Genomic DNA, 26,538 nt, shown 5'->3' on the forward strand with positions numbered 1-26,538 from the left:
CGGGCCGGCAGCCCGGGGTACCCGGTGCGACGGGATCTCCGGTGGTCATGACCTCACCGGGTCCCGCCGACGGTCTCCCGTGCCGCGCGCAGGGATTCCTTCAGCGATCCCATGGTGGCGAGTACGGCGGTCGGCTCGTAGCCGCAGTGGGCCATGCAGTTGGCGCACCGCGGGTCCTTGCCGCGGCCGTACTTCTCCCAGTCGGTGTCCTCGATGAGCTCCCGGTACGTGGGGACGTATCCGTCGCTCATCAGGTAGCAGGGTCGCTGCCAGCCGAAGAGTGAGTAGTTGGGGATCGCCCAGGCCGTGCACGGGAAGTCCGCCTTGCCCTCCAGGAAGTCCAGGAAGAGTGGCGAGTGGTTCAGCCGCCAGCGGGCCCGGTTGCCGCCGGCGAAGGACTTCTTGAAGAGCTCACGGGTCTGCTCCACGCCCAGGAAGTGCTCCTGGTCGGGTGCCTTCTCGTAGGCGTAGGCGGGCGAGATCATCATCTCGTCGACCTTCAGCTCGTCGTTGAGGTAGTTGAGGACCTCGATGACCGTCTGCGGGGTGTCGGTGTTGAAGAAGGTGGAGTTGGTGGTGACCCGGAAGCCGCGCCGCTTGGCCTCCTTCATCGCCTCCACCGCCTCGTCGAAGACGCCTTCCTTGGCGACGGACTCGTCGTGCCGCTCACGCAGCCCGTCGATGTGCACGGCGAAGGCGAAGTACGGCGACGGCGTGAACTTCTCCAGCTTCTTGCGCATCAGCAGGGCGTTGGTGCAGAGGAAGACGTATTTCCTCTTCGCCACCAACTGACGCACGATCTCGTCGATCTGCGGGTGCATCAGCGGCTCGCCACCGGCGATGGACACCATCGGTGCACCCGATTCGAGCACCGCCCCGACGGCCTGGGCCACGGGCATGCGCTGCTTGAGGACTCCGGCCGGATGCTGGATCTTCCCACAGCCCTCGCACGCCAGATTGCAGGCGAACAAGGGCTCCAGCTCGACGATCAGCGGGAACTTGTCCCGTTTGCGGAGCTTCTGTTCGATGAGATACGTCGCAACCTTGATGGACTGACGGAGCGGCATGGCCATCTGGGCTCACCTCCTGGGGAGCAGCAAAGATCGGTGCCATTCATGGAAAGCCGGAAGGACAGCACGAAGAACGCGGAATGCCGATATTCCACCGCGGACCGTGCCGATGCGGACGAGCTCATGCTCCGGAGCGTCCACGACCACCCGTACGGCCGCAACAGGGCCCGCCCCGGTCCGTACGGCGGTGCGGAGGGTGGCGGCGGACTCCATGTCCACCGCGATGGCGCCGGTGGCCCTGAGCCCGGCGCGTTCGGGTCCCCGGACGACATGGCCGGAGCCGGTCAGTGGCCCGGTGTGGACGGCGCGGCCGGGTGACGCCCTGGCCAGGGCGTCGACGAGCAGGCCCGTCCCGACGCAGGGCGTCGTGCCTCTCTCGTCCCGGGTCTCCTCGGCCACCACGAGGTCGCCGGGGTGCATGCCGGGGGCCAGTCCGGCGCAGAAGCCGGAGGCGATGACAGCGGCCCCGTGGGCGCCGTCCCGCCCCAGTGCGCGCCGGACGGCGTTCTCGGCGGCCTTGGGGCCCATCCCGGTCCTGATGACGGTCACCGGACCGGGAGCGCCCTTCCCCCGGCCCGAGCGCAGGGCGATGTGCTCGATGCCGAGCGCACAGGCGATGAGCAGCGGCGTGGCGGGGGCGGGTGGTCTCCGGTCGTCCCCCATCCGCTCAGGCCCCCTTACCGGTTCCGGTGGCAAAGGGATCGCCGTAGACGTACCGGCCGAGCGCGGTGAGCGGGAACACCTGCCGGTAGAGGTGGTAGTTGATGGAGAAGTCCCAGGGGAAGCCGGTCCCGGTGAAGTACGGCTCGTCCCAGGAGCCGTCGGCCTGCTGGGTTCCCGCCAGCCAGCCGATGCCCCGCTCGACGGCCCTGCTGTCACGCTCCCCGGCGGACAGGAGCGCGAGGAGTGCCCAGGCGGTCTGGGAGGCGGTCGACGCGCCGTGTCCGATCCACTTCTCCTCCTGGTAGGAGCGCAGGTCCTCGCCCCAGCCGCCGTCGTCGTTCTGGACGGACTCCAGCCAGCGGACGGCCCGCCGGACCGAGGGATGCGCCGCAGGCAGTCCGGCCGCGATCAGCGCGGGCACCACGGAACCGGTGCCGTAGATGTAGTTGACGCCCCATCGGCCGAACCACGCGCCGCTCGCCTCCTGTTCGGCGAGCAGCCACTCGATGCCCCGGCGGGTACGGGGGTGGCTCGCCCGGCCCTCGACGGCGAGCATCTCCACCACGTGCCCGGTGACATCGGCCGACGGCGGGTCGATGACCTCGCCGAAGTCGCAGAACGGCAGCCGGTTGGGGAAAGGGCTGGTGTTGTCCGCGTCGAAGGCGCCCCAGGCCCCGTTGCGGGACTGCATGCCGAGGTTCCAGCGCACCCCGCGCTCGATGGCGGCCTCGACCCGGCCGGGGTCCGGGTGGCGGACGCGGCGCAGCGCGAGGACGACCTCGGCGGTGTCGTCGATGTCGGGGTAGTTGTCGTTGTGGAACTCGAACGCCCATCCCCCGGGGGCCAGTTGGGGCTTGCGTACCGACCAGTCGCCCGGGCGTACGATCTCCTCGCCGAGCATCCAGTCGGCGGCCTTCACGAGGGCCGGGTGGTCGGGTCGCAGTCCTGCGTCGGCGAGGGCGATGGTGGCGAGGCAGGTGTCCCAGACCGGCGACTGGCAGGCCTCGACCATGCGGGCGCCGTCCTCGCGCCGGACGGTGAACCGGTCGAGCGAGGCGAGTCCGGCCCGCATCACCGGGTGGTCGAGGTCGTAACCCAGCAGGTGCAGGGCGATGACGGAGTAGACGGCGGGCGGCTGGATGCCGCCCCAGCAGCCGTCGTTCTCCTGGCGCTCGATGATCCAGCGGGCCGCGGCGTTCATGGCGATGCGCCGTAGTCCGCGCGGGGCGACCCTGTGGTAGGCGTGCAGCGCCTTGTCGAGCCGCTGGAAGACACCGTCCCAGCTCACCGCCGGAGCCGCGCGCCCCGGCGGGTTCGGGCACATCGGGTCGGTGTGCAGCTCGTCGAGGGTGAAAGGGGCGGGGCGGACGGGCCGCTTCGCGGAGACGACGGTGAGCGGGACGATGGTCTGGCGCGCCCAGCAGCCGAAGTCGTAGATGTTGAGCGGGACCCACTTCGGGAGGAACATCAGCTCGGGCGGGAGCTCCGGCAGGTCGTCCCACTTCCACCAGCCGAAGAGCGCGAGCCAGATACGGGTGAAGACCCGGGCTGCCGCGACGCCTCCCCGGTCCCTGACGAAGCGGGCCGCGCGGATCATGTGCGGGTCGTCCGGGCGGTCTCCGGCCAGCCGGAGCGCCACGTACCCCTCGATGGTGGCGGAGAGGTCGCCGGGCCCGCCGTGGAAGGTGGCCCAGGTACCGTCGCCGAGCTGCTCGCCACGGATGAAGCGGGCTGCCGCCTGCACCGTGGACGGGTCCTGGATTCCCAGGAACTGACGGAGCAACAGGTCCTCGGCGTCCATCGTGACGTTGGTGGCGAGGTCCCCCTTCCACCAGCCCTGCTCGTCCTGCCTGCCGAGGAGGTGCTCCACCGAGCGCTCCGCGGCCCGCCGCGCGACGGCGAGCACGTCGTCCGCGGCGATGGTCGTGTCGGTCGGATCACTTACCGGGCCTGCGCGGAGGTCCGCGGCCCCGGTGCTTCCGTCGGTCGTCGCTGTCATGGCTTCCCCTTCGTGCAGTTGGTCCGCTGCTGTGCTGGGGTCTCCGTCGGCGGGCGCCCACTACGGGCGCCCGCCGGCGACTGCGAGTCATATGAGAATGGTGATCATCTCTTTCGTACGACAACGAAGTCGGCGAGCGCGGTGAGCTGCGCCCGTACCCGTTCCGGCATGTCGACGCCGTGCAGCGCCTCGATGGCTACCGCGTGCTGTCGGCGGGCCTCCTGGGCGGTCCACTCGCGGCCGCCCGCCTCCTCGATGAGTGCCGCGCGTGCGGCGAACTCCTCTTCGGAGAAGCTGGCGAAGTCGCTGCTCTTGGCGTCCGCGGCCAGCAGCTCGCCCAGCTGGGCGGAGGCCGGTCCGCCCGCGGCGAGTGCGGCGACGACGGGCAGGGACTTCTTGCGCTGGCGCAGGTCGCTCCAGGTCTGCTTGCCCGTGGACTCCGGGTCGCCCCAGATCCCGAGCAGGTCGTCGACGGCCTGGAAGGCGAGGCCGAGGTGGTAGCCGTACGCCTCCAGGGTGTCGGCGGTGCGGTCGTCGGCGCCGCCGAGCACGGCTCCGATGGACACGGCACAGGCGAGCAGCGCGCCGGTCTTGTTGCCCTCCATCTCCAGGCACTCGTCGACGGTGACCCGCTCGCGGTGCTCGTAGGAGATGTCCTGGGCCTGCCCGTCGATGAGCTTGCGGGTGGCGGTGGTCAGCCGACGGGCCGCCCGGCCCGCCTCGACGGTGCCGAGCTCCAGCAGGATCTCGTTGGCCAGCGCGAAGAGCGCGTCGCCGACGAGGATGGCCTGGGCCGGTCCGTGCACCTTCCATACGGTGTCGCGGTGGCGGCGCTGCTCGTCGCCGTCCATCAGGTCGTCGTGCAGCAGCGAGAAGTTGTGCACGAGTTCGACGGCGACCGCGCCGGGGATACCGGCCTCGGCCGGAGCGCCCGCCGCTTCCGCGGACAGCAGGGCGAGCGCGGGGCGCACGGCCTTGCCGCCGTCGCCGTCGGCGGGCCGGCCGTGGGCGTCGATCCAGCCGAAGTGGTAGGCCGCGACGGTGTCCATGGGCGGCGCCAGCCGGTCCACGGCAGCTCGCAGCACCGGCGCTGACAGGGCCCTTCCACGCTCCAGAAGCGCGGTGACGTCCGTGGTGTCCGCCACGGTGTCGGAAGCCGGATTCGCCGGGGTCACAGACTCTCCTCTTGTTCCGGTGGTACTGCTCATGCCGCCTCCTGCAGCGGATGTTCATGGGGCCGGCCGAGGGCGTGGAGCGCGGCGTCCGCGGCGCTGAAACCGCTGCGGACAGCACCCTCCATCGTGGCGGGCCAGCCGGTGGCAGTCCACGCGCCTGCCAGGTGGAGTCCGGGGGCGCGGGTGTGCGCACCCGGCCTCAGCCGTCCCACTCCCGGGGCGGGCGCGAAGGTCGCGGCGCGTTCCCGGGTGACGAAGAAGTCGCGGATGCCCGCGCCGCGCGCGGCGGGGAGCAGCTTCTCCAGCTCGGGGAGGTAGCGCCTGCGCAGCTCGGCGACGGGCAGGTCGATCTCGCCCTGGGCCGCGGACTGGGACAGGGCGAGGTACTGTCCGCCGCCCTGGAGCCCGGAGGTCGCGGTGCGGTCGAAGACCCACTGCACGGGCGAGCCGAGCGCGGCGAAGAACGGCCGGCGCAGCACCTTGCGGTCGTAGACGACGTGCACGTTGAGGATCGGTGAGTCGGTGAGGTCGAGGAGCCGGCCGGGGTTGTCGAGCGCCCCCTCCGGCAGGAGGCCGTGGGCCTCGCCCTGGGGGACGGCCAGGACGACGGTGTCGGCCTCGATCCGCTCGCCGTCGGTCCCGACGGCCCATCGGCCGCCCTCGGTGCGGGTGAGGGAGCCGACCCGGGTGCGTACGTGGATCCGTACGCCCGCCGATGCGAGCGCCCTGCGGGCGAGGGTGTCGTGGAGCTCGCCGAGCGGCACGGCTGCCCAGCCGATGTCGGCGGCGCCGGGCTCGGAGAGCAGGCCCGTCCTGAAGACCATGGCGGCCAGTGCCATGGAGGCATGCGGCGCCGTCGCGTTGAGCGTGGCCACGCCGACGAGGTCCCAGAGGGCTTCGACGGTGCGCTGCGACTGCCCGTGGCGGCGCAGCCAGGTCGCGAAGTCGATGCCGTCGAGCGCGGGGTCGGCAGGGTCGAGGCGGCCCAGCGCGAGTGCCGCGCGGGCGACGCCCGCCTTCTCGGCGACAGAGAGGTGCGGGTAGGCGGCGAGTCCGCCGGCGAGGTGCAGCGGCACGGGCAGCCCGGTGCGGCGCAGCCGTCCGAGCCGCGGCCCCCCGGCCCGTCCCACGTCGAGTACGGGCACGTCGAGGCGTTCCTGCAGCGGGGCGAGGCGGGTGCCTCCGATGCGGTCCAGGAACCAGCGGTAGCCGGTGCAGCAGCGGAGGAACACGTGCTGGCCGTTGTCTACGGACAGCTCGCCACGGCGGAAGGAGAAGGCGAGGCCGCCGAGCCGGGGGCGGCCTTCGAGCAGGGTCACGTCGAGCCCGGCGTCGGCGAGACGGAGGGCGGTCGTCACTCCGGCGAGCCCGCCGCCGACGACCACCGCGCGCGAGGAGCGCGGGTCCTGGCCGGTCATGCGTGCTCCTTCCGTGGTGCCGTCGCAGTCAGGGACGCGTGGGGCCGGTGCGGGGTTCCCCGCTCGGTGCCGTCCGTCGGGCGCATCAGGCCCGCCCCCGGGCGGTCCGGCGCGAGATGTACCGCGCGTCGAGGCCCGACAGGCCGCGTACCGCGACGTACGCCTTCTCGTGGCCGGGCAGCGATACCCTGCCGCGCAGGACGGCCTCGGGGTCGCGCTCGATCCGGTCGAGGAGCCGGCGGTAGATGCCCGCCATGGCCGCCACGCAGGCGCCGCTGCGCCGGTCCAGCATCGGCAGCAGCCGGTAACCCTCGGCGAACAGCGCGCGGGCGCGCCGGACCTCGAAGTGCACCAGACCGGCGAAGTCGGAGCCGGGCGGCGGCGTGGCGCGGTGGAACCCCGCGGAGCAGCCGAACTTGGCGAGGTCGTCGGCGGGCAGGTAGGTGCGCCCGTTGCCCGCGTCCTCGCGGACGTCGCGCAGGATGTTGGTGAGCTGGAGTGCCAGGCCGAGGGTGTCGGCGTACTCGGCGGCCCGGTCGGCGCCGCGTGCGCCCGGTGCCGTGCCGAAGACGCCGAGGCTGAGCCGTCCGATGGCTCCGGCGACGCACCGGCAGTAGGTCCTGAGGTCGTCCCAGGTCTCGTAGCTCTCGCCGCGCACGTCCATGAGTACGCCGTCGATGAGCTCGTCGAGGCCGCCGAGCGGCAGCGGGAAGCGGCGCGTGGCGTCGGCGAGCGCGACGGCGACCGGGTCGGTGTCGTCCTCCTCGACCGCGTCGTCCCGGATCCGGTCGAGCAGATGCCGGGTGTCCTCCAGCCGGGTCCGCTTGGTCTCCGGGGCCAGGTCGCCGTCGCCGATGTCGTCGACGCGGCGGGAGAAGGCGTACAGCGCCGACATGGCCTGCCGCTTCTCGTACGGCAGCAGTCTGATGCCGTAGGCGAAGTTACGGGCCTGCTGTCCGGTGACGGCCTCGCAGTAGCTGTACGCGGCCTGTACCGGTGCCGACATGTACGTCGTCTGTCCCTCCACGGTCCGGCTCACCCCTCTCTGTGCGCTTTTCGCAGGACGGCTCCCACTTCGCGCAGCAGACTCGGCGCGGTGGGCTTGGGCGGTCCGGGCAGTACGTCGAAACCCGCGGCGGAGACCGCGGCGAGGGCGGCTCGCCCTCCGCCGACGAATCCGGCGAGCAGGAGCTTGAGCCTGCCGCGGACGCTGCCCACCAAGGGGATGCCCTCGTCCAGCAGGTCATGGGCGCGTTGCGCCTCGAACGCGATCAGGGCGCGCAGGGACGCGCCCGCGGACGGTACGGCCAGGTCGGATTCAGCGACATGAAAGCGGGCCATGTCGTCCGCGGGCAGGTAGATCCGGTCCCGGGCGAGGTCCTCGGCGACGTCCTGGAGGTGCTCGGCGATCTGCAGCGCGGTGCAGACGGCGTCGGAGCGGCGGATCCGTTCGGGGCTCGCGGTGCCGGTGATCTGCAGGACGAGGCGGCCGACGGGGTTGGCCGAGAGCTCGCAGTAGGCGCGAAGCTCCTCGTACGTCCCGTAGCGGCGGACCTTCTGGTCCTGCCGGTTGGCCTCGATGAGCCCGAGGAAGGGCTCGGGGGCGAGCGCGCAGCGCCGCACGGTGGGGCGCAGTGCACGCATCAGGGGGTGACGCGGGCCGTCGGCGCTGTCCACGAAGACTCGGTGGAGATCGTCCTCGAGGGCGTCGAGCATCGCCGGCCGGTCGTCGGCGCTCCCTGGGCCGACGCCGAGGTGGCGGGCGTCGGCGCCGCCCGGCGCGAGGTCGCCGTCACCGATGTCGTCGACGAGGCGGGCGAAGCCGTAGACCGCCATCAGGTCGTCGCGCCAGGCGCGGGGCAGGAAGAAGGGGGCCACGGGAAAGTTCTCGTCCGTGGCCTTGTCGAGCGTGGAGATGGCGTCGGTACGCGCCTGCCGCGCACGGGTCACTGCGTACCACCCGACGCGGGGACGGCGAAACCACGTCGGAGCTGGAGATTTTCCATCATTGCCGTCATATCTCCCGTTCTACACTGCTGACCCAAAACATCTCTTTTCGGACACGCCGCTCACTGCCTCGAGTGCGACAGGCTCACAACGGGTGATGTGCCGGGGGGCGTATCACCCCACAGTGACGCGAATCAGCTCCCGTACAGCTTACGTCGCACAGCTCACAGGGCCGCGCCGGGGTGCGGCACGCCCCGGTACAGCACTTCAATCTCTGTCAACCTTCCCCGGATTCCTGGCCATTGACGTCATCCGACGGGAGGAGATGCCGCCGGAGCCGCGCACCGCAGTGGCCCCGGCCGCCGTACTGCGGCAGGGGCCACGGGAGCGGACGGACCTACTTGCCGGTCTCCCGCTCGTACGCCTTGAGCACCTCTTCGGTGGGGCCGTCCATCAGGAGCTCCCCCCGCTCCAGCCACAGCACCCGGTCGCAGGTGTCCCGGATCGTCTTGTTGTTGTGGCTGACGAGGAAGACGGTGCCCGCCTCCTTGCGCAGCTCGCGGATCCGCTGCTCGGAGCGGACCCGGAACTTGCGGTCGCCGGTGGCCAGCGCCTCGTCGATCATGAGGACGTCGTGGTTCTTGGCCGCCGCGATCGAGAAGCGCAGCCTCGCGGCCATGCCGGAGGAGTAGGTCCGCATGGGCAGCGTGATGAAGTCGCCCTTCTCGTTGATCCCCGAGAAGTCCACGATGTCCTGGTACCGCGAGCGGATCTCCTCGCGGCTCATTCCCATCGCGAGACCGCCGAGCACGACGTTGCGCTCCCCGGTCAGGTCGCTCATCAGCGCGGCGTTGACCCCCAGCAGCGACGGCTGGCCGTCCGTGTACACCTTGCCGCGCTCGGTCGGCAGCAGTCCGGCGATGGCCCGGAGCAGGGTGGACTTGCCCGAGCCGTTGGTGCCGATGAGGCCGATCGCCTGGCCCCGGTAGGCGGTGAAGGAGACCCCCCGCACCGCGTGCACCGTGCGGACGCCGCGCGGCTCGCCCTTGCCGCGGCGCATGATCCGGCTGAGCGCCGCGGTGGCGCTGCCCTTGCCGCCCCCCGTGCCGTTGACCCGGTACACGATGTGTACGTCGTCGGCGATCACGGTGGGGATGTGTCCCTGGGACGATTCCTCAGCCACGGCCGTACCGTTCCTCTGCCTTCCAGAAGTACACGAAGCCCAGGACGCCCACCAGGAGCGCCCAGGCGAGCCCGACGGCCCAGACGTGCTGCGGCAGGTTCTCGGAGCCGTAGCCGTCGATGAGCGCGAAGCGGACCAGGTCCATGTAGATGGCCGCCGGGTTGTACTGCAGCACATCCGCGATCCACTGCGGCTTGTCGGCCAGCATCACCGGGATGGAGAACATGACGCCCGAGGCGTACATCCAGGTACGCATGACGAACGGCATCAGCTGCGCGAGGTCCGGGGTCTTGCTGCCCAGCCGGGCCATGACCAGCGCCAGGCCGGTGTTGAACACGAACTGCAGGGCCAGTGCCGGGACGATCAGCAGCCAGGAGAGCCTGGGATAGCTGCCGAAGCCGATCGCCACGGCGAACAGCACGATCATCGAGTACAGCAGCTGCTGGAGCTGCTGGAGCGAGAACGAGACGGGCAGCGAGGCCCGGGGGAAGTGCAGGGCACGGACCAGGCCGAGGTTGCCGGCGATGGACCGCACCCCCGCCATGACCGAGCTCTGCGTGAAGGTGAAGACGAAGACGCCCGTGACCAGGAACGGGACGAAGACCTCCTGGCTCATCCCCCTGCTGGTGCCCAGGATGAGCCCGAAGATCAGGAAGTAGACCAGGGCGTTCAGCAGCGGGGTGGCGACCTGCCACAGCTGGCCGAGCTTGGCCTGGCTGTACTGCGCGGTCAGCTTGGCCCTGGAGAACGCCAGGATGAAGTGCCGGCGGCCCCAGAGCTGCCGGATGTACGCCAGCAGCCCGGGCCTGGCGCCGCTCACCGTCAAGCCGTACTTGGCGGCCAGCCGGGAGGCACTCAGCCCCTCGTCGGCGGACGGCGGGCTGCTCAGCGCAATGCCGCCGTCGTGGGTCGTATCACTCACAGGTAAGAACTCTCGTCTTCACGATGCGCAGCCGGACGCGGGTGCGGCCGAGGCGGACAGGTCCCCGTACACAACGAACAGGGCTCATGGTCTCAGAGGAGAGCCTCTCAGATCACAGGCGGTCGGCCCAGTCTGGTCAGCCGCCATACCGTACGCCACCTCATGGGGCGCCGGGGTCCGCAGGGTTTCGACCAGCCTTCCCGGAAACCTCCGAACCACGCCCTCAGCGCGGGCAGGGAGGGCTTGCGGACGAGCGTCAGCAGCAGCCAGACCCCGACGTACACGGGTACCAGCGGTGCGGGCAGGTTCCGGCGGGCCAGCCAGACCCGGTTGCGGGCCACCATGCGGTGGTAGACCGCGTGCCGCGAGGGGGCGGTGGTGGGGTGGTTGAGCACCATGTCCGCGCGGTAGTCGATCATCCAGCCGGCGTCCAGGGCACGCCAGGCGAGGTCGGTCTCCTCGTGCGCGTAGAAGAAGTCGTCGGGGAGCGGGCCGACCTCGGCGATCACCTGGGTCCGCACGGCGTTCGCCCCGCCGAGGAACGTCGTCACACGGGACGAGCGCATCGGGTCGGCCGCACGCAACCGCGGCACGTGCCGGCGCTGGGTGACCCCGGTGTCCGGATCGGCGATGCGGAAGGTGATGATGCCGAGCTCGGGGTCCGCGGAGAACGCCTGCCGGCACAGCTCGGCGGTGTCCTTGTTCGGCAGCAGCCCGTCGTCGTCGAGGAACAGCAGCGCGTCCACGTCGGTGCCGGAGGCGCCGAACGCCTCGATGCCGACGTTGCGTCCGCCGGGGATGCCCAGATTCTCGGGCAGTTCCACGGTCCGCACGCCCGCGGGCACGTCGGGGACCGGGGCGCCGTTGCCGACGACGACCACCTCGATCCGGTCGCCGTCCTGCCCGGCGACCGAATCGAGCAGGGCACGCAGTTCGTCGGGCCGGTTGCCCATGGTGATGATGACTGCGCCGATTTTCATGGGAGAGCTCACTTCAGCCTGCTGGACGCCAGGATCGACACCAGGTGCAGGACGGTCTGGAGAAGGGCGATGCCGGCCAGGACGGCGACCGCGAGACGGCTGAAGAAGAGGTCGTCCCTGACCGTGTCGAGGACGGCGACCACCAGGATGACCAGCGACGCCTCGATGCCGAGGATCAGCCGGTGGAACTTGAGCGCGCCGGCCATCCGTCGGGCGAACGCCATACCGGAGGAACGCGGCTCGGACGCGGCCTCCTTGACGGGCGGCAGCCCGCCCTGGTGACGGGCGACCCCGACGAGGTCGGTCTCGGCCTTGATCAGGATGGCGCCGAGCGCGGCCAGCGTGCCCAGGAAGGCCCACAGCCAGTCGACGCGTCCCGGGCCCCACAGGTCGGCGGCACGCAGGCCGAAGCCGACCAGCACCGCGGCGTCGCACAGATAGGCGGCCACCCGGTCCAGATAGACCCCGCCCAGCGAGAACTGCTTCTTCCAGCGGGCCACTTCGCCGTCGACGCAGTCGAACAGCAGATAGAGCTGGACCGCGAGCACGCCGAGCAGGGCCCCGGGGATGCCCGGGACCAGCAGGGCGGGCGCCGCGAGCACGCCGGCGACGGTCATCACATAGGTCAGCTGGTTGGGTGTGATCTTCGTGGTCACCAGGCGCCGGGTGATGCGCAGCGAGATCTCGCGCATGTAGAGACGGCCCGCCCAGTGCTCGCCACTGCGCCGGTCCTTCACGCCCGGAGGGTGCACGACCGGGCGGAGTTCAGCTATGGATGGCTTTTGCATAGTCGGCGTACGCGTCCCTGATCTGGTCGGTGGACAGGTTGAGGTGTTCCAGGATCGTGAAGCGTCCCGGGCGCGTCTGCGGGGCGTATTCGACGGCCCGTACGAACTCGTCGGTGGTGAAGCCGATCTCGCCGGGCAGCACCGGCAGCCCGTGGCGCCGCAGTACGGACGCCATGTGCAGCGCCTCCTCGCGGGCGCCCCGCAGGTGCATGGCGAAGCAGGCGCCGAGGCCGACCTGCTCGCCGTGGCTGGCCGCGCGCTTCGGGTACAGCAGGTCGAAGGCGTGGTTGATCTCGTGGCAGCCGCCCGAGGCGGGCCGGGAGTCGCCGGCGACCGACATCGAGATGCCGGTCAGGACGAGGCCCTCGGCCAGCACCTTGAGGAAGGCGTCGTCGCCGACCCCGCCGGGGTGGCGCAGCACCGCTTCGCCCGCCTGCCGGGCCATGGCCGCGGCGAGACCGTCGATCTCCTCGCCCTGGATCTCGTGGGCGAGCTCCCAGTCGGCGACGCAGGAGATGTTGGAGACCGCGTCCCCGATGCCCGAGCGCACGTAGCGCGCGGGGGCCTCGCGGATCACGTCGAGGTCGATCACGACGGCGATCGGGGTGGGGACCCCGTAGGAGCCGCGCCCGTTGTCGTTGTCCAGGGTCGCGACCGGGGAGCAGAGCCCGTCGTGGGACAGGTTCGTCGCGACGGCGACCATGGGCATGCCGACCCGCGCCGCGGCGTACTTCGCCACGTCGATGATCTTCCCGCCGCCGAGGCCGACGACGGCGTCGTAGCGGTTGCCCTTGATGCCGTCGGCGAGCCGTACCGCGGAGTCGATCGTGCCGTCGGCGACCGGGTACCAGTCCGCCCCGGGCAGCACCGGGGCGAGCCTCTCGCGCAGGGCGAGCCCGGATCCTTCGCTGATCGCGATGGCGAGCTTGCCCGAGGCGGAGATCCGCTGGTCGGCGAGGAGACCGGCCAGGTCGTCCATCGCGCCGCGCCGGATGTCGACGACGACCGGGGACGGGATGAGGCGGGTCAGTACCGGCACGCGATCTCCCTGCCGCGGGCGAGGTCGTCGTGGTTGTCGATCTCGACCCAGGTCACCTCACCGATGGGGGCCACGTCCACGGTGAAGCCGCGGTTCACGAGCTCCTGGTAGCCGTCCTCGTAGTACAGGTCGGGGTCGCGCTCGAAGGTGGTCCTCAACGCGTCGGCGAGCTCCTCGGCGGCCTCGGGCTCGATCAGCGTGACGCCGATGTACTCGCCGGTCGCGGTGGCCGGGTCCATCAGCTTGGTGATGCGCCGCACGCCCTTGGCGCCGTCCGTGATGACCTTCATCTCCTCGTCGGCGAGGTTCTTCACCGTGTCGAGGGCGAGGATGATCTTCTGGCCCTCACCGCGGGCCTCCAGCAGGGTCTTCTCGACGGAGACCGGGTGCACGGTGTCGCCGTTGGCGAGGATGACGCCCTGCTTCAGGACTTCACGGGCGCACCAGAGGGAGTAGGCGTTGTTCCACTCCTCGGCCTTGTCGTTGTCGATGAGCGTCAGCTTCACGCCGTACGTGGCCTCGAACTCGGCCTTGCGGGCGTAGACCGCTTCCTTGCGGTAGCCGACGACGACCGCGACCTCGGTGAGTCCGACCTCGGCGAAGTTGGCCAGCGTCAGGTCGAGGACCGTCTTCTCGCCGTCCACGGGCACCAGGGCCTTGGGCAGGGTGTCCGTGTAGGGACGCAGACGGCGTCCGGCACCGGCAGCCAGTACGAGGCCGATCATGCGAGTTCTCCTTCGTCGTGTACGGCGGGGGCCGAGGAGGACACCCAGAAGCGGATGGACTCCACGAGCACCACCAGAGCCACGGCGGCCGCGAGCGCGGTCAGAGCCGTGGTGAGAGCTGAGGCTCCGGTCAGTACGGCGGCGAGTACGGCCACGACCAGGGTCCGGCCCTCGTGCCCGCCGATGGTGCGCACCAGCCACCGGGGCGGGGCGCCGGTACCGCCTCGGATGCGGTAGACCGTGTCGTAGTGATGGTAGGCGACGGCCGAAACGAGGCCGAATGCCGCGGGAACGGCGTGCGGCACGTCGCTGCGGGCCGCCAGGACGAGGACCGTGCAGTACTCCGCGGCCCGGAAGACCGGGGGCACCAGCCAGTCGAGCGCGCCCTTGAGCGGCCGCGAGACGGCGAGGCCGGAGACGACCGCGTACACCGCTGCCGCGCCGACGGTCAGCCAGCTGCCGTAGGGCGTGAACAGGGCGGCGGCGATCAGCACCAGGGCTCCGGCGAAGGCCAGCAGCGGGGCGGTGAAGCCGCCGCCCGGGCGGCGGACCACGGCGGCGACGGCCTGCGCGAGCGGTCCCGAGTCGGCGAGGTCGGCCAGCGCTCCCGCCGCCCGGTCGGTGCGCTGCGCCTTGCGGGTCAGCGAGCGGAGCAGCCGGCCGGCCGTGGTGTAGCAGGCGGCCAGGGCGCAGCCGACGAGGAGGGCGTAGAAGACGATCCGGGGCGTGGTCAGCGCGGTCAGCACGGCGATCATGGCCCAGCGTTCACCGATGGGCAGCACTATCATCCGGCGCAGCCAGACCGTCCAGCCGACGCTGTCGAGCCTGTCGGAGAGCGCGGCGGTGGGGCTTGTGTTGGAGACCGCGTCGTGGTTGGCCTCGTTGAACGAGAAGTCGACGACATGGCGGCAGGCCTGGAGCACCATCGCGCCGAGTGCGAGGACCCATACGTCGTCGCCACCGCGGGCGGCGCCCAGGGCGAGGCCCGCGTAGTACGCGTACTCCTTGGCCCGGTCGAAGGTGGCGTCCAGCCAGGCGCCCATCGTCGAGTACTGCAGCGAGTAGCGGGCGAGCTGCCCGTCGGTGCAGTCCAGGACGAAGGAGAGGAGCAGGAGTACGCCGGCCGCGACGTAACCGCCTCGGGTGCCCGTCGCCGCGCTGCCGGCCGCGATCAGGGCGGTGATCAGCGAGGCGGTGGTGACCTGGTTCGGGGTGAGGCCCCGGCGGGCGCACCAGCGGGCGATGTAGCGGGAGTACGGGCTGATGAAGTACGTGGTGAAGAACCCGTCGTGGGCCTTCACGGCGCTGCGCAGCCGTACCGCCTCGTCGTCCACCGCGGCGACGGCGGCCTGTGCGGCTCCCCGCTCCTCGGGGCCGGTGGGTACCGCGGCGGTGAGCGAGCCGAGCTCGGGGCGCTGCACGGCGGTGCCTTCGGCGTCCAGGGCCACGGCGAGGCGGCCGGGCACCGTGCGGTCCTCGGCGAGGGGTTCGGGGACCGGGGACGCGACGGGGCTCTCCGCGCCGACCGCGCCCACGGCCCCGCGCAGGGCGCGGAGCAGCGCGGCCCGCGCCCCGGGCTGCGCGGTGAGCGCTCCGGGGACGGTGGCGGCGGCGAAGCGGGGGTCGGTCAGTCCCAGCCTGAGGGCATGGACGTGGCCGACGAAGCGGGGATCGACGAGCGCGACGCGCTGGCTCGCGGGGACCGCCGCGAGCAGTTCGGCGGCCTCGGCCGCGTCGGTGGCGGCCCTTACGTCGAAGCCGAGTGACCGCAGATCGTCCTCGAGCGACGATCCGGGTACCGGCGCACCGGTGAGGATGGCGGTCGACAGACGAACTCACTCCTTGGTGCTGACGGGAACGGCGCGCGACAGTGCGGCCCGGAGTCGGGCCCGCGGCACATCGGCTGAGGCTATCGGATGAACGGAAGGCCGAGTTCACCGACCGTTTGTGCTCCGTTCGGGTGAAGCGGCCATGATGCGGCGCCGTTCGCGATCATCATCGTCGATCAATGCCTCGCCCCACAAACCGCGCCCGGCCCGCGGTCCGGCCCGCCGGGCGGGGGGAGGGACGCGGCGGGCCGGACCGCGGGCCGCCTAAGCTGACGCGTATGACGTGGTTGATCACAGGCGGGGCCGGTTACATCGGGGCACACGTGGCGAGGGCCATGACGGGGGCCGGGGAGAAGGTCGTCGTGCTCGACGACATCTCGACGGGCATCGCCGGGCGACTGCCCGCGGACATCGAACTGGTGCGCGGATCGGCCCACGACCGCGGGCTGCTCGACCGGGTGCTGGCCGAGCACGCGATCACGGGTGTGGTCCATCTCGCGGCGAAGAAGCAGGTCGGCGAGTCCGTCGAGAGGCCGCTGCTCTACTACCGGGAGAACGTGACCGGCCTGTCCGTGCTCCTGGAGGCCGTGGTCGCGGCCGGTGTGCGGCAGTTCCTCCTGTCCTCGTCGGCGGCGGTGTACGGCGTCCCGGACGCCGGCCTCATCACCGAGGAGACCCCGTGCGCGCCCATCAACCCCTACGGCGAGACCAAGCTCGTCGGTGAGTGGCTGGTGCGGGCGACAGGGCGGGCGCACGGGATCTCCACGGCCTGCCTGCGGTATTTCAACGTGGCGGGTGCCGACCGCCCCGAACTGTCCGACACGGGCGTCTTCAACGTCGTACCGATGTTCTTCGACCGGCTGACGCGTGGTGAGGCGCCGCGGATCTTCGGCGACGACTATCCGACGCCGGACGGCACCTGCGTCCGCGACTACATCCATGTCGCCGACCTCGCCGACGCGCACCTCGCCGTGGCCCGGCGGCTGGCCGGCCAGGGCGCCGGCGAGGATCTGACCGTGAACATCGGCCGCGGCGAGGGTGTCTCCGTACGGCAGCTCGCCGACCTGGTGGGCGAGGTCACCGGCCGCCCCGTGGAGCCCGTGGTGGAGCCGCGCAGGCCGGGGGACGCGGCCCGTGCCGTCGCGTCGGCCGCCAGGATGACCGAGGAGCTGGGCTGGACGGCACGGCGCGGGATGCGCGAGATGGTCGAGTCGGCCTGGGAGGGCTGGTGCCTGCGCCACCCGCAGGCCCGCGCCGACTGACCCGCGGCAGCCTGCCGCCGCTCTGACCTGCGAGCGTTTCCGCAGGTCAGAGCATATGACAACGGTGTTCAATGCCGTGTTGCCCGATACCCCCCGCCCGTAGTTCACTGGCCACATCGGGCGGTCGGCGCCCGAGTGGTGCGACGCGTTCCGGAGGCGTTCCATGGGGGCTGGCCACGATCACGGGCATACGCACGGAGGGCCGCCCCCGACGGGCACGGCCGCCGCCGCGTACACGGGCCGGCTCAGGGTCGCGCTGGGCATCACACTCGGCGTCATGGTGACGGAGGTCGTCGGCGGACTGCTCGCCGACTCGCTCGCCCTGATCGCGGACGCGGCCCATATGGCGACCGACGCGCTCGGCCTCGGCATGGCCCTGCTGGCGATCCACTTCGCCAACCGGCCGGCCGGACCCAACCGCACCTTCGGCTTCGCCCGCGCCGAGATCCTCGCGGCGCTGGCCAACTGCCTGCTGCTCCTGGGGGTCGGCGGCTATCTGGTCTTCGAGGCCGTCGACCGCTTCATCACACCGGCGCAGACGCGGGGCGGACTGGCCATCGCGTTCGCCGCCGTCGGTCTGGTCGCCAACGTCGTCTCCCTGTCCCTCCTGACGCGCGGGCAGCAGGAAAGCCTCAATGTGCGGGGCGCCTATCTGGAGGTCGTCGCGGACACCCTCGGATCGGTCACGGTGCTGGTCTCGGCGGGCATCATCATGGCCACCGGGTGGCAGGCCGCCGACCCGATCGCCTCACTGCTGATCGGCCTCATGATCGTCCCGCGGACGGTGAAGCTCCTGCGCGAGACGCTCGACGTGCTGCTGGAGTCGGCGCCCAAGGGCGTCGACATGGCAGAGGTGCGCGCCCACATCACGGCCCTGCCCGGGGTGCTGGACGTCCACGACCTGCACGCCTGGACCATCACCTCGGGCATGCCCGTCCTGTCCGCGCACGTGGTCGTGCACCAGGAGATGCTGGACTCGATCGGACACGAGAAGCTCCTGCACGACCTGCAGGGCTGTCTGGGCCATCACTTCGATGTCGAGCACTGCACCTTCCAGCTGGAGCCGAGCGGGCACGCGCAGCACGAGGCGAGGCTCTGCCACTGAGCCGGCGCAGGCTCCGGTGCTAGGATTTCCGGCGTACGTCCGGGCACGCGTTTTCCCGTGCCCGTAGGCCTGTGTGTACCGGATCCCGAAGTGAGAAGGAGCTGAGGTTGATGACTGTCGCGACGACTGCTGCCCGGCGCAGCGACCGGTCCTTCCTCATCTTCCGGGTTCTCGGCTGACTCTCGGCTGTTTCCACGTCGCCGTCGGCCGGAGCCCTCTCATCCAAGGGTTTCCCACGTTGACCGATCACACGTACGACGCGTTCTTCGCACTGCACCACCGGCTGCCCAGGCAGAGCCCGGGCTCCGACGACACCACCCGGCGGCTGCTCGCGCTCGCGGGCCCGCAGCCCGTCCGTCCCCGCGTACTCGACCTGGGCTGCGGTCCGGGCAGGGCCGCCCTGCTGCTCGCCGCCGAGGCGGGTGCCGAGGTGACGGCGGTCGATCTGCACCAGCCGTTTCTCGACGAGTTGCGCGAGGCCGCCGAGGCCCGTGGGCTCGGCGACCGGATCCGTACCGTCAGAGGCGACATGGGCGCCCTCACCGGCCCCGATTTCGCGGACGGTTCCTTCGACCTCGTCTGGGCCGAGGGTTCGGCGTACTGCATCGGCTTCGACACCGCGCTGCGTGACTGGCAGCGACTGCTCGTCCCCGGTGGTTCGATGGTGATCACCGAGTGCGTCTGGACCACCGGCTCCCCGTCCGCCGGGGCCCGTGCCTTCTGGGAGGAGCAGCACGTCTCGCTGCGCACGGTGGGGGCCACGACGACGGCGGCCGTGGCGGCCGGCTGCCATGTGCTCGGGTTGTTCGTGCAGCCCGAGAGCGACTGGGACGAGTACTACGTCCCGCTGGCCGGAAGGGTGGCGGCGTCCGATCCGTCGGCTCCCGGCATGGAGGCCGCGCTCGCGGCCACCCGTGCGGAGCTGGCGGCACGGCGCGCGTACGGCCACGAGTACGGATACGCCGGCTATGTGCTGCGCCCCTTCGATCCTCGCTGGCGTACGCGCCCGGAGGAACCCGCCGACCGCGAGGCGGTGCACGGGGTCGTCTCGTCGGCGTTCCCCACCCGGGCCGAGGCGGCCCTGGTGGACGCGCTGCGCACCGACCTCGACGCCTGGCTGCCCGGCCTGTCGTACGTGGCCGAGGCCCCCGACGGCTCCGTGGCGGCGCACGCCCTGCTGACCCGCTGCCGGGTCGGGGACGCACCGGCGCTCGCGCTGGCCCCGGTGGCGACCGCTCCCGGTCACCAGCGCCGGGGAGCGGGCCGGGCGGTCGTCCGGGCCGCGATGGACGCGGCGCGGCTGCGGGGCGAGTCGCTCGTCCTGGTGCTGGGCCATCCCGGGTACTACCCGGCGTTCGGTTTCGTACCGGCGTCCCGGTTCGGGATCCGGGCTGGCTTCGACGTTCCCGACGAGGCGATGATGGCGCTGGTCCTGGACGCGTCCGTGCCGGTGCCGGCGGGCACGATCCGCTATCCGGCCGCCTTCGGGGTCTGACGCGGCCTTTCCGTCCCGCCGTGCCCTCCGGGGTGCGGCGGGACGGACATGCCAGCACCCGAAGTGAGGACGAGCGGCCTTTGTACGGCAGACTTGTCCGGACCAGAGGGCCCGGCGCACCAGGCCGGGTGCCAAAGCGAAGGATGGGTATGCCGACCACAACAGCCACCGCGGCGCACAGCTCGTCGAACGGCACAGCAGACGCGATCATGCTCGAACTGGTCGACGAGAGCGGCACCACCATCGGCACGGCGGAGAAGCTCGCCGCCCACCAGGCTCCCGGTCAGCTGCACCGGGCGTTCTCCGTCTTCCTCTTCGACGAACAGGGGCGGCTGCTGCTGCAGCGCCGCGCGCTCGGCAAGTACCACTCCCCCGGCGTGTGGTCGAACACCTGCTGCGGTCATCCGTACCCGGGTGAGGCGCCCTTCGCGGCGGCCGCCCGGCGTACGTACGAGGAGCTGGGGATCTCGCCCTCGCTGCTCGCCGCCGCGGGCACGGTCCGCTACAACCACCCCGACCCGGTGTCGGGGCTGGTGGAGCAGGAGTTCAACCACCTGTTCGTCGGGATGGCGCAGGAGCAGCTGCGGCCGGACGCCGAGGAGGTCGGCGAGACGGCGTACGTGACCGCGGCCGAGCTCGCGGAGCGGCATGCGGCCGCCCCGTTCTCGGCCTGGTTCATGACGGTGCTGGATGCCGCGCGCCCCGCCATCCGGGAGCTGACGGGTCCGTCCGCGGGCTGGTGAGGCCGCGCGGCGCACGTGGGGGCGGTCAGAGCTGCGTCTTCAGGGGCAGCGCCGCCCAGATGATCTTGCCTCCTCCCGCCGTGTGCTCCACGTCGCAGGTGCCGCCCGCCTCGGCGGTGACCTCGCGGACCAGCAGGAGCCCCCGCCCGCCCGTCCGCCCGTGGTCGGTGACCAGCGCGGTGGGGCGGTAGGGGTGGTCGTCCTCGACGGCGACCCTGATCCATCCGGCTCCTACGGCCACCTCGACGGCGAGCTCGGGTGAGAGCAGCGCCGCGTGCTTGACCGCGTTGGTGACCAGTTCCGAGACGATCAGCAGCAGCCCGTGCAGGACGTCGTCGTCGACGGGTACGCCCTGGCGGGCCAGCAGGTCCCTGACGGCGTGCCGGGCCTGCGGCACCGAGGCGTCGACGGTGGGGGCGGTGAAGCGCCACACCCCTTCGTACGGCGCGGGACGGGCCGGAACACTCCCGCGGCTCTCCATGGACCGGCACCCGCTCTCGACTCGTACGTCACCGACTATCGAGTAATGAGTCTCGGGACGACTCCGGTCCGTACCGAGCCTCCGACCACAAGTGGTCACTTAGGGGAGCAAGGTGACCGCGCGGGTGGGACAGCGTCAGCCGGAAGGACTACTTCTCGTCCGGTTCGGGCGTCATCTGGTCGGTGACCAGGCTGACGATGCGTCGGCCGCCGACCCCGATCGCGATGAGTCCGAGACCGTCGAAGAGCAGGGCCAGCGAGAAGAAGCAGCCGAGCACGTAGAGGCTGCTGTGCGGCCAGTCGAAGAGCACCAGCAGCCCCAGCAGCAGCCCGAACGCCCCTTGCAGCAGCGTCCAGCCGAACTGCGGGCCGCGCACGACGACGCTGCCGGCCAGCCGGAACACTCCCCCGGTGAGGAAGAGCAGGGCGGCGAACATGGTCAGCGCCTCGGCCGTGCCTTCCGGGTGGCGCAGGACGACGACCCCGGCCGCGATGTTCAGTGCGGCGACGACCACGCCCAGCCAGAAGTACGGGGTACCGCGGGCCTGGATCGCGTGCAGGAGGCCGACCAGGCCGCCGATGAGCAGCAGCCAGCCGAAGAGGATCATCGAGGTGAGCGTGGCGACGCCCGTGTAGACGAGGCCGACGAGCCCCGCGATCACCAGCAGGACGCCGAGCAGGGCGAGCCCGCCGAAACTGCGGTTGAGCTTCTTGCCCTCGGTCGTGGGTCCGGCCATCGACAGCTCCTCAAGGTGCGTGCCCGCTTCGCGACCCCTTCTTGATCATAGGTACGGAGCCTACGGATAGCATCCGGCGCATGGATCCCAGGGAACAGGCGCGGCTGGAGCACACCGTCTCGGACGGCGTCGCCCGCGTCGTCATCAGCAACCCCGCCAAGCGGAACGCGATGACCGCGGACATGTGGCGGTCGCTGCCCGGTCTGCTGGAGCGGCTGGCCGCCGGCCCGGCGGTCCGGGTGCTGGTGCTCACCGGCGCCGGGGAGACCTTCTGCGCCGGCGCGGACATCGGCTCGCTCCGGGATCCCGGCAGCCGTGCGCAGGAGCTCGCCGTGCGGGCGGAGGAGGCCCTGGCGGCGTTCCCCCGCCCGACACTGGCCGCGGTGCGCGGGTACTGCGTGGGCGGCGGCAGTCAGCTCGCGGCGGCATGTGATCTGCGGTTCGCCGAGGACGGTGCGTCGTTCGGTGTCACCCCGGCCAAGCTGGGGATCGTCTACCCCTCCTCGTCGACCCGGCGGCTGGTCTCGCTGGTGGGCCCGGCCACCGCGAAGTTCCTGCTCTTCTCGGGCGAACTGATCGGTACGGAGCGTGCGCTGCGCACGGGGCTGGTGGACGAGGTACTGCCTCGGGGCGGACTGGAGGCGCGGGTGCGGTCGTTCGCGCAGGTCCTGGCCTCGCGTTCGCAGCTGACCCAGGCGGCGGCGAAGGAGTTCGCCGACGGCCGTGAGGACCGGGACGCGTACTGGTCGGAGCAGGCGCGTGGCAGCGGCGACACCGCGGAGGGGGTCGCCGCCTTCCTGGAGCGCCGCACCCCCCGATTCACCTGGACCACGGAGCCTGCGGGGACCGCTGCCACCGCAGGCTGAAGCGGCTCCCGGCCGACCTGGTCCACACGGCGTACTGACCAGTCGGTAACGTGCTGGTATGAGCACTCTTCCTCCGCGCGCCGGGCGCCGCTGCCACAACTCCGTCAACCCCCTGCATTCCTGCGTCTACTTCTCCCCCGACCTGGGCGCGGAGTTCGGCGAGCTCGGCATCGACGATGCGAGCGCCGCGTACTTCGCCGCCCGCGGGGCGGCGCTGGGCGCCGTCAGGGCCGGAGCGGTCACCGCCACCTTCTACAACTTCAACCACGAGCTGGTGGCCCGCCATCTGCCTGCCGTGTGGTCCGTGGCCTCGCCCCAGGCCGCGCTCGACGCACGGCTGCGCGCCGCCGACACGACGCTGCGCCGGGTGCTCGGCGAGGACGTGATCGCCTCCCCCGGGATGGCGGAGGCCGCCGGTCTGGCCCTGCGCGCCGCGGAGGCCTGCACCCGCCACGCCCGGCCGCTGTACGCCGCCCACGCCGATCTGCCGGTGCCGGACGAGCCGCACCTCGCGTTCTGGCACGGTGCGACGCTGCTGCGCGAGCACCGGGGCGACGCCCACCTCGCCGCCCTGCTCGCGGCCGGCCTCGACCCCGTCGAGGCCCTGGTCAGCCACACCGCGACCGGCAAGGGCATGGCGCCCCGCTGGATCCTCGCCACCCGCGGCTGGCGGCGTACCGACTGGGACGCGGCGGTGGAGCGGTTGCGCGGGCGCGGTCTGCTGGACGGCGCGGGCGAGCTGACGGACGCGGGCACGGCCCTCAGGGCCGGCCTCGAGGAGGCGACGGACCGGATGGACGCCGCACCGTACGAGCACCTGGGCGCGGCGGGCGTGGAGCGGCTGACCGAGCTGGCCCGCGGGTACCTGTTCACCGCCGCGGCCGCCGGAGCGTTCCCGGACGACCTCGTCGGAAAGGGCTGAGCCGGAACGTTTACGGGCCTCGGTCGTGGTCAGGCGCACAGGCACACAGACACCTCGACGAAGGAGAACATCATGCGCACGATCGCAGACCTCGTCCGTACCATCGGCTCCGCCGTGGGCACCGTGGTGACGCTCCCCTTCCGGCTGGTGGCCAAGCTCTTCGGCGGCGCGTCGCGTGGCGGCCGGGCCCGGCGCGCCTGAGCGGGCGGTCCGCGGCAGCGCGTCCGACGAGGTCACGCGACACGGCACCCGGCCACCCGGCACAATGCAGGCGAAGGGGACCACCCCGGCCGTGGGCCACTGCGTGGCACACGGCCGGCACAGCCAGCACGAGAAGGCGAGTCGGGAAAACCGTGACGACGTCCATCGAAGGCAGGATCGCCGAGGAGCTCGGCGTACGTGAGCGTCAGGTGAGGGCCGCCGTCGAGCTGCTCGACGGCGGTTCGACCGTGCCGTTCATCGCGCGCTACCGCAAGGAAGCGACCGAGATGCTCGACGATGCGCAGCTGCGCACGCTCGAGGAACGGCTGCGGTACCTGCGGGAGCTGGAGGACCGCCGTACGGCGGTCCTCGATTCCGTACGCGAGCAGGGCAAGCTCGACACCGCGCTGGAGGCGCGGATCCGGGCGGCCGACACCAAGGCGCGGCTGGAGGACATCTACCTGCCCTTCAAGCCGAAGCGCCGTACGAAGGCGCAGATCGCGCGCGAGGCGGGGCTGGAGCCGCTGGCGGACGGGCTGCTCGGTGATCCGTCGAGGGACCCGCTGGCCGCGGCGGCCGCGTTCGTCGACGCGGACAAGGGCGTGGCGGACCCGGCGGCGGCCCTGGAGGGTGCCCGCTCCATCCTGACCGAGCGCTTCTCCGAGGACGCCGACCTGACCGGCGAACTGCGGGAACGCATGTGGTCGCGCGGGCGGCTCGTGGCGAGGGTGCGCGAGGGCAAGGAGGAGGCGGGCGCGAAGTTCGCCGACTACTTCGACTTCGCGGAGGCGTTCACCGCGCTGCCCTCCCACCGGGTCCTGGCGATGCTCCGGGGTGAGAAGGAGGACGTGCTCGACCTGGTCCTGGAGCCCGAGGAAGCCGCGGACCCCGGCCGGCCCGGCCCGTCGACGTACGAGAACATGATCGCCCGCCGCTTCGGCGTCGCCGACCGCGGCAGGCCGGGTGACAAGTGGCTGGGCGACACGGTGCGCTGGGCCTGGCGGACGCGGATCCTGGTGCACCTCGGGATCGACATGCGGCTGCGGCTGCGCACGGCGGCGGAGGACGAGGCGGTACGCGTCTTCGCGTCGAACCTGCGTGATCTGCTGCTCGCCGCACCGGCCGGCACCCGCGCGACGCTGGGGCTCGACCCCGGCTTCCGCACCGGCGTGAAGGTGGCCGTGGTGGACGCCACCGGCAAGGTCGTCGCGACGGACGTCATCCACCCGCACGTGCCGGCGAACAAGTGGGACCAGTCGCTGGCCACGCTGGAGCGGCTGGCGAAGGAGCACCGGGTCGATCTGATCGCGATCGGCAACGGTACGGCCTCGCGCGAGACCGACAAGCTCGCCGGTGAACTGTGCGACAGGCACCCGGAGCTGAAGCTCACCAAGGTGATGGTGTCGGAGGCGGGCGCGTCCGTGTACTCGGCGTCGGCCTTCGCCTCTCAGGAACTCCCCGACATGGACGTGTCGCTGCGCGGCGCCGTATCGATCGCCCGGCGGCTGCAGGACCCGCTGGCCGAGCTGGTGAAGATCGACCCGAAGTCGATCGGCGTCGGCCAGTACCAGCACGACCTGTCCGAGGTGAAGCTGTCGCGTTCGCTGGACGCGGTGGTGGAGGACTGTGTGAACGGTGTCGGCGTCGACGTCAACACCGCCTCGGCACCGCTGCTCTCCCGGGTGTCCGGCATCGGTTCCGGTCTCGCCGAGAACATCGTGACGCACCGGGACACCAACGGTCCGTTCCGGTCCCGCCGGGCGCTCAAGGACGTGGCCCGGCTGGGCCCGAAAGCCTACGAGCAGTGCGCGGGCTTCCTCCGGATCCGGGACGGCGACGACCCGCTGGACGCGTCGAGCGTGCACCCGGAGGCGTACCCCGTGGTGCGGACGATGGTGAAGCGGACGGGCGGCGACGTCGCCTCGCTGGTCGGCAACGCGGACGTCCTGCGGTCGCTGCGGCCCGAGGAGTTCGTGGACGAGAAGTTCGGTCTGCCGACGGTGACGGACATCCTCAAGGAGCTGGAGAAGCCGGGCCGTGACCCGCGCCCCGCCTTCAGGACGGCCACGTTCAAGGAGGGCGTCGAGAAGATCGGCGATCTGGCCTCCGGCATGGTGCTCGAGGGTGTGGTCACGAACGTCGCGGCGTTCGGCGCGTTCGTGGACATCGGCGTCCACCAGGACGGTCTGGTGCATGTGTCGGCGATGTCGCGGACGTTCGTCAAGGATCCGCGGGATGTGGTGAAGCCGGGCGACATCGTGAAGGTGAAGGTCATGGACGTCGACATCCCGCGCAAGCGGATCTCGCTGACGCTGCGGCTGGACGACGAGGCCGCAACCGCACAGAGCGGCGGGCAGGGGCCGCGGCGCGAGAGGAACGGTCAGGGCGACGGTGAGCGTCCGCCGCGCCAGCGGCAGGGCGGGCAGGGACAGCGGCAGGCGCAGGCCGGCGGCCGTCAGTCCAGCGGTCAGGGCCGGGCGCGCGACGGCGTCCAGGGTGCCGCTCCCCGTCCCGCCGCCGCACCGGCCAACAGTGCGATGGCCGACGCGTTGCGACGCGCAGGACTGACGGGTTCGGACCGGGGCGGCCGTAAGCGCTGAGGCGACGGAGCGGGCGGACGGGAGCTCCTCCTGTCCGCCCGCTCCCTGCGTTCCCGGCCCCGGAGCGCCGGGCTCAGGGGCACAAGGCCGTTACGCGGAACGGGCGTTGCCCGAAGCATTGACATGTCCAGGACCCGCCGCCACCCTGATGCCAGTCACCGATGAAAGCGCTTGCACGACGAGTCGGCACCTCGCACCGGCCGCGCACCGCACATTGACATGGGCGACACCGTCACCGACCGAGCCATCCCCGGACGGCCATCCCCGGACGGCCATCGCCACCATGGCCGTCCGGGCTCCACGGCCACCCCGGCACAACCTGCCGGCTGATCGCCCGTACCAACTTCTTGACCGTTCGGATGTGGTGACGTACCGTCACTGCTGTTCAC

At 71.6% G+C, this 26,538-nt stretch carries 24 protein-coding genes; 8 read left to right on the forward strand and 16 right to left on the reverse strand.

Going from position 1 to position 26,538, the window contains the following annotated elements; all coding sequences use genetic code 11:
* Positions 1-53 precede the first annotated feature (53 nt).
* The 14 genes from hpnH to AB0F38_RS20395 all read right to left on the reverse strand — a co-directional run bounded on the left by hpnH (position 54) and on the right by AB0F38_RS20395 (position 15,681).
* Positions 54-1,073: an adenosyl-hopene transferase HpnH gene (hpnH, locus tag AB0F38_RS20330; protein WP_361894975.1), complete on the reverse strand. Its 1,020-nt coding sequence runs from the start codon at positions 1,071-1,073 to the stop codon at positions 54-56.
* A 6-nt stretch (positions 1,074-1,079) separates the two neighbouring features.
* A complete protein-coding gene (locus tag AB0F38_RS20335; RefSeq protein ID WP_361894978.1) occupies positions 1,080-1,733 on the reverse strand; it encodes a 1-hydroxy-2-methyl-2-butenyl 4-diphosphate reductase in 654 nt (217 codons plus the stop codon).
* Positions 1,734-1,737: 4 nt separating this feature from the next.
* Positions 1,738-3,732 carry a squalene--hopene cyclase gene (gene shc / locus AB0F38_RS20340; RefSeq protein ID WP_361894981.1) on the reverse strand — a complete coding sequence of 665 codons (1,995 nt, stop codon included), beginning with the start codon at positions 3,730-3,732 and terminating at the stop codon, positions 1,738-1,740.
* A gap of 104 nt (positions 3,733-3,836) precedes the next feature.
* Positions 3,837-4,940: a polyprenyl synthetase family protein gene (locus AB0F38_RS20345; RefSeq protein WP_361894984.1), complete on the reverse strand. Its 1,104-nt coding sequence runs from the start codon at positions 4,938-4,940 to the stop codon at positions 3,837-3,839.
* On the reverse strand, positions 4,937-6,325 hold the full coding sequence (gene hpnE, locus AB0F38_RS20350; RefSeq protein WP_361894987.1) for a hydroxysqualene dehydroxylase HpnE: 1,389 nt from the start codon (positions 6,323-6,325) through the stop codon (positions 4,937-4,939). The genes AB0F38_RS20345 and hpnE overlap by 4 nt, the downstream gene beginning before the upstream one ends.
* Before the next feature lie 85 nt (positions 6,326-6,410).
* Positions 6,411-7,331, reverse strand: coding sequence for a presqualene diphosphate synthase HpnD (gene hpnD / locus AB0F38_RS20355; RefSeq protein WP_361894990.1), 921 nt, complete (start codon positions 7,329-7,331; stop codon positions 6,411-6,413).
* Between the two features lie 29 nt (positions 7,332-7,360).
* Positions 7,361-8,275: a squalene synthase HpnC gene (gene hpnC, locus AB0F38_RS20360; protein ID WP_361894993.1), complete on the reverse strand. Its 915-nt coding sequence runs from the start codon at positions 8,273-8,275 to the stop codon at positions 7,361-7,363.
* Positions 8,276-8,669: 394 nt separating this feature from the next.
* Complete coding sequence (locus AB0F38_RS20365) at positions 8,670-9,455, reverse strand: ABC transporter ATP-binding protein (RefSeq protein WP_361894996.1); 786 nt, start codon at positions 9,453-9,455, stop codon at positions 8,670-8,672.
* The gene (locus AB0F38_RS20370; RefSeq protein WP_361894999.1) at positions 9,448-10,377 is read right to left on the reverse strand and encodes an ABC transporter permease; all 930 of its coding nucleotides are present in this window, start codon (positions 10,375-10,377) and stop codon (positions 9,448-9,450) included. Before AB0F38_RS20370 ends, AB0F38_RS20365 begins: the two co-directional genes overlap by 8 nt.
* A gap of 107 nt (positions 10,378-10,484) precedes the next feature.
* A complete protein-coding gene (locus AB0F38_RS20375; RefSeq protein ID WP_361895002.1) occupies positions 10,485-11,357 on the reverse strand; it encodes a glycosyltransferase in 873 nt (290 codons plus the stop codon).
* Between the two features lie 8 nt (positions 11,358-11,365).
* Positions 11,366-12,145: a CDP-alcohol phosphatidyltransferase family protein gene (locus tag AB0F38_RS20380; protein WP_361895005.1), complete on the reverse strand. Its 780-nt coding sequence runs from the start codon at positions 12,143-12,145 to the stop codon at positions 11,366-11,368.
* Positions 12,123-13,184, reverse strand: coding sequence for an iron-containing alcohol dehydrogenase family protein (locus tag AB0F38_RS20385; protein ID WP_361895008.1), 1,062 nt, complete (start codon positions 13,182-13,184; stop codon positions 12,123-12,125). The genes AB0F38_RS20380 and AB0F38_RS20385 overlap by 23 nt, the downstream gene beginning before the upstream one ends.
* The gene (locus AB0F38_RS20390) at positions 13,172-13,909 is read right to left on the reverse strand and encodes a phosphocholine cytidylyltransferase family protein (RefSeq protein WP_361895011.1); all 738 of its coding nucleotides are present in this window, start codon (positions 13,907-13,909) and stop codon (positions 13,172-13,174) included. The genes AB0F38_RS20385 and AB0F38_RS20390 overlap by 13 nt, the downstream gene beginning before the upstream one ends.
* Complete coding sequence (locus tag AB0F38_RS20395; RefSeq protein WP_361895469.1) at positions 13,906-15,681, reverse strand: DUF5941 domain-containing protein; 1,776 nt, start codon at positions 15,679-15,681, stop codon at positions 13,906-13,908. Before AB0F38_RS20395 ends, AB0F38_RS20390 begins: the two co-directional genes overlap by 4 nt.
* Before the next feature lie 335 nt (positions 15,682-16,016).
* Here AB0F38_RS20395 and galE point away from each other — a divergent pair, with 335 nt between their 5' ends.
* From galE to idi, 4 genes are all read left to right on the forward strand, one after another.
* Complete coding sequence (gene galE, locus AB0F38_RS20400) at positions 16,017-17,000, forward strand: UDP-glucose 4-epimerase GalE (protein ID WP_361895014.1); 984 nt, start codon at positions 16,017-16,019, stop codon at positions 16,998-17,000.
* A 163-nt stretch (positions 17,001-17,163) separates the two neighbouring features.
* Positions 17,164-18,105, forward strand: coding sequence for a cation diffusion facilitator family transporter (locus AB0F38_RS20405; RefSeq protein ID WP_361895017.1), 942 nt, complete (start codon positions 17,164-17,166; stop codon positions 18,103-18,105).
* 238 nt (positions 18,106-18,343) lie between these two features.
* Positions 18,344-19,600: a bifunctional class I SAM-dependent methyltransferase/N-acetyltransferase gene (locus AB0F38_RS20410; RefSeq protein WP_361895020.1), complete on the forward strand. Its 1,257-nt coding sequence runs from the start codon at positions 18,344-18,346 to the stop codon at positions 19,598-19,600.
* Between the two features lie 149 nt (positions 19,601-19,749).
* Complete coding sequence (gene idi / locus AB0F38_RS20415) at positions 19,750-20,343, forward strand: isopentenyl-diphosphate Delta-isomerase (RefSeq protein ID WP_361895023.1); 594 nt, start codon at positions 19,750-19,752, stop codon at positions 20,341-20,343.
* Positions 20,344-20,368: 25 nt separating this feature from the next.
* On the opposite strand, the gene AB0F38_RS20420 is transcribed toward idi, so the two are convergent.
* Positions 20,369-20,824, reverse strand: coding sequence for an ATP-binding protein (locus AB0F38_RS20420; RefSeq protein WP_361895026.1), 456 nt, complete (start codon positions 20,822-20,824; stop codon positions 20,369-20,371).
* A 148-nt stretch (positions 20,825-20,972) separates the two neighbouring features.
* Entirely contained in the window at positions 20,973-21,560 is a 588-nt protein-coding gene (locus AB0F38_RS20425; protein WP_361895029.1) for a DUF308 domain-containing protein, read from the reverse strand.
* Between the two features lie 80 nt (positions 21,561-21,640).
* Here AB0F38_RS20425 and AB0F38_RS20430 point away from each other — a divergent pair, with 80 nt between their 5' ends.
* The 4 genes from AB0F38_RS20430 to AB0F38_RS20445 all read left to right on the forward strand — a co-directional run bounded on the left by AB0F38_RS20430 (position 21,641) and on the right by AB0F38_RS20445 (position 26,149).
* On the forward strand, positions 21,641-22,426 hold the full coding sequence (locus AB0F38_RS20430) for an enoyl-CoA hydratase/isomerase family protein (protein ID WP_361895032.1): 786 nt from the start codon (positions 21,641-21,643) through the stop codon (positions 22,424-22,426).
* A 58-nt stretch (positions 22,427-22,484) separates the two neighbouring features.
* Positions 22,485-23,348, forward strand: a complete 864-nt coding sequence (locus AB0F38_RS20435) for a hypothetical protein (protein ID WP_361895035.1) — start codon at positions 22,485-22,487, stop codon at positions 23,346-23,348.
* A 72-nt stretch (positions 23,349-23,420) separates the two neighbouring features.
* Complete coding sequence (locus AB0F38_RS20440) at positions 23,421-23,549, forward strand: LPFR motif small protein (protein ID WP_361895038.1); 129 nt, start codon at positions 23,421-23,423, stop codon at positions 23,547-23,549.
* A gap of 152 nt (positions 23,550-23,701) precedes the next feature.
* Entirely contained in the window at positions 23,702-26,149 is a 2,448-nt protein-coding gene (locus AB0F38_RS20445; RefSeq protein WP_361895041.1) for a Tex family protein, read from the forward strand.
* Positions 26,150-26,538: the final 389 nt, after the last annotated feature.

The sequence above is a fragment of the Streptomyces sp. NPDC025273 genome, from assembly GCF_040638585.1.
Lineage (GTDB): Bacteria > Actinomycetota > Actinomycetes > Streptomycetales > Streptomycetaceae > Streptomyces > Streptomyces cinereorectus.

Excerpts from the sequence above, each read along its gene's own strand:
- AB0F38_RS20375 (WP_361895002.1), bottom strand. The coding sequence starts at position 11,357 with ATGAAAATCGGCGCAGTCATCATCACCATGGGCAACCGGCCCGACGAA.
- AB0F38_RS20425 (WP_361895029.1), bottom strand. The coding sequence starts at position 21,560 with ATGGCCGGACCCACGACCGAGGGCAAGAAGCTCAACCGCAGTTTCGGC.
- galE (WP_361895014.1), top strand. The coding sequence starts at position 16,017 with ATGACGTGGTTGATCACAGGCGGGGCCGGTTACATCGGGGCACACGTG.
- AB0F38_RS20345 (WP_361894984.1), bottom strand. The coding sequence starts at position 4,940 with ATGAGCAGTACCACCGGAACAAGAGGAGAGTCTGTGACCCCGGCGAAT.
- shc (WP_361894981.1), bottom strand. The coding sequence starts at position 3,732 with ATGACAGCGACGACCGACGGAAGCACCGGGGCCGCGGACCTCCGCGCA.
- AB0F38_RS20420 (WP_361895026.1), bottom strand. The coding sequence starts at position 20,824 with ATGGAGAGCCGCGGGAGTGTTCCGGCCCGTCCCGCGCCGTACGAAGGG.
- hpnD (WP_361894990.1), bottom strand. The coding sequence starts at position 7,331 with ATGTCGGCACCGGTACAGGCCGCGTACAGCTACTGCGAGGCCGTCACC.
- AB0F38_RS20380 (WP_361895005.1), bottom strand. The coding sequence starts at position 12,145 with ATGCAAAAGCCATCCATAGCTGAACTCCGCCCGGTCGTGCACCCTCCG.
- AB0F38_RS20390 (WP_361895011.1), bottom strand. The coding sequence starts at position 13,909 with ATGATCGGCCTCGTACTGGCTGCCGGTGCCGGACGCCGTCTGCGTCCC.
- idi (WP_361895023.1), top strand. The coding sequence starts at position 19,750 with ATGCCGACCACAACAGCCACCGCGGCGCACAGCTCGTCGAACGGCACA.
- AB0F38_RS20435 (WP_361895035.1), top strand. The coding sequence starts at position 22,485 with ATGAGCACTCTTCCTCCGCGCGCCGGGCGCCGCTGCCACAACTCCGTC.
- AB0F38_RS20430 (WP_361895032.1), top strand. The coding sequence starts at position 21,641 with ATGGATCCCAGGGAACAGGCGCGGCTGGAGCACACCGTCTCGGACGGC.
- AB0F38_RS20335 (WP_361894978.1), bottom strand. The coding sequence starts at position 1,733 with ATGGGGGACGACCGGAGACCACCCGCCCCCGCCACGCCGCTGCTCATC.
- AB0F38_RS20440 (WP_361895038.1), top strand. The coding sequence starts at position 23,421 with ATGCGCACGATCGCAGACCTCGTCCGTACCATCGGCTCCGCCGTGGGC.
- hpnE (WP_361894987.1), bottom strand. The coding sequence starts at position 6,325 with ATGACCGGCCAGGACCCGCGCTCCTCGCGCGCGGTGGTCGTCGGCGGC.
- hpnH (WP_361894975.1), bottom strand. The coding sequence starts at position 1,073 with ATGGCCATGCCGCTCCGTCAGTCCATCAAGGTTGCGACGTATCTCATC.
- AB0F38_RS20405 (WP_361895017.1), top strand. The coding sequence starts at position 17,164 with ATGGGGGCTGGCCACGATCACGGGCATACGCACGGAGGGCCGCCCCCG.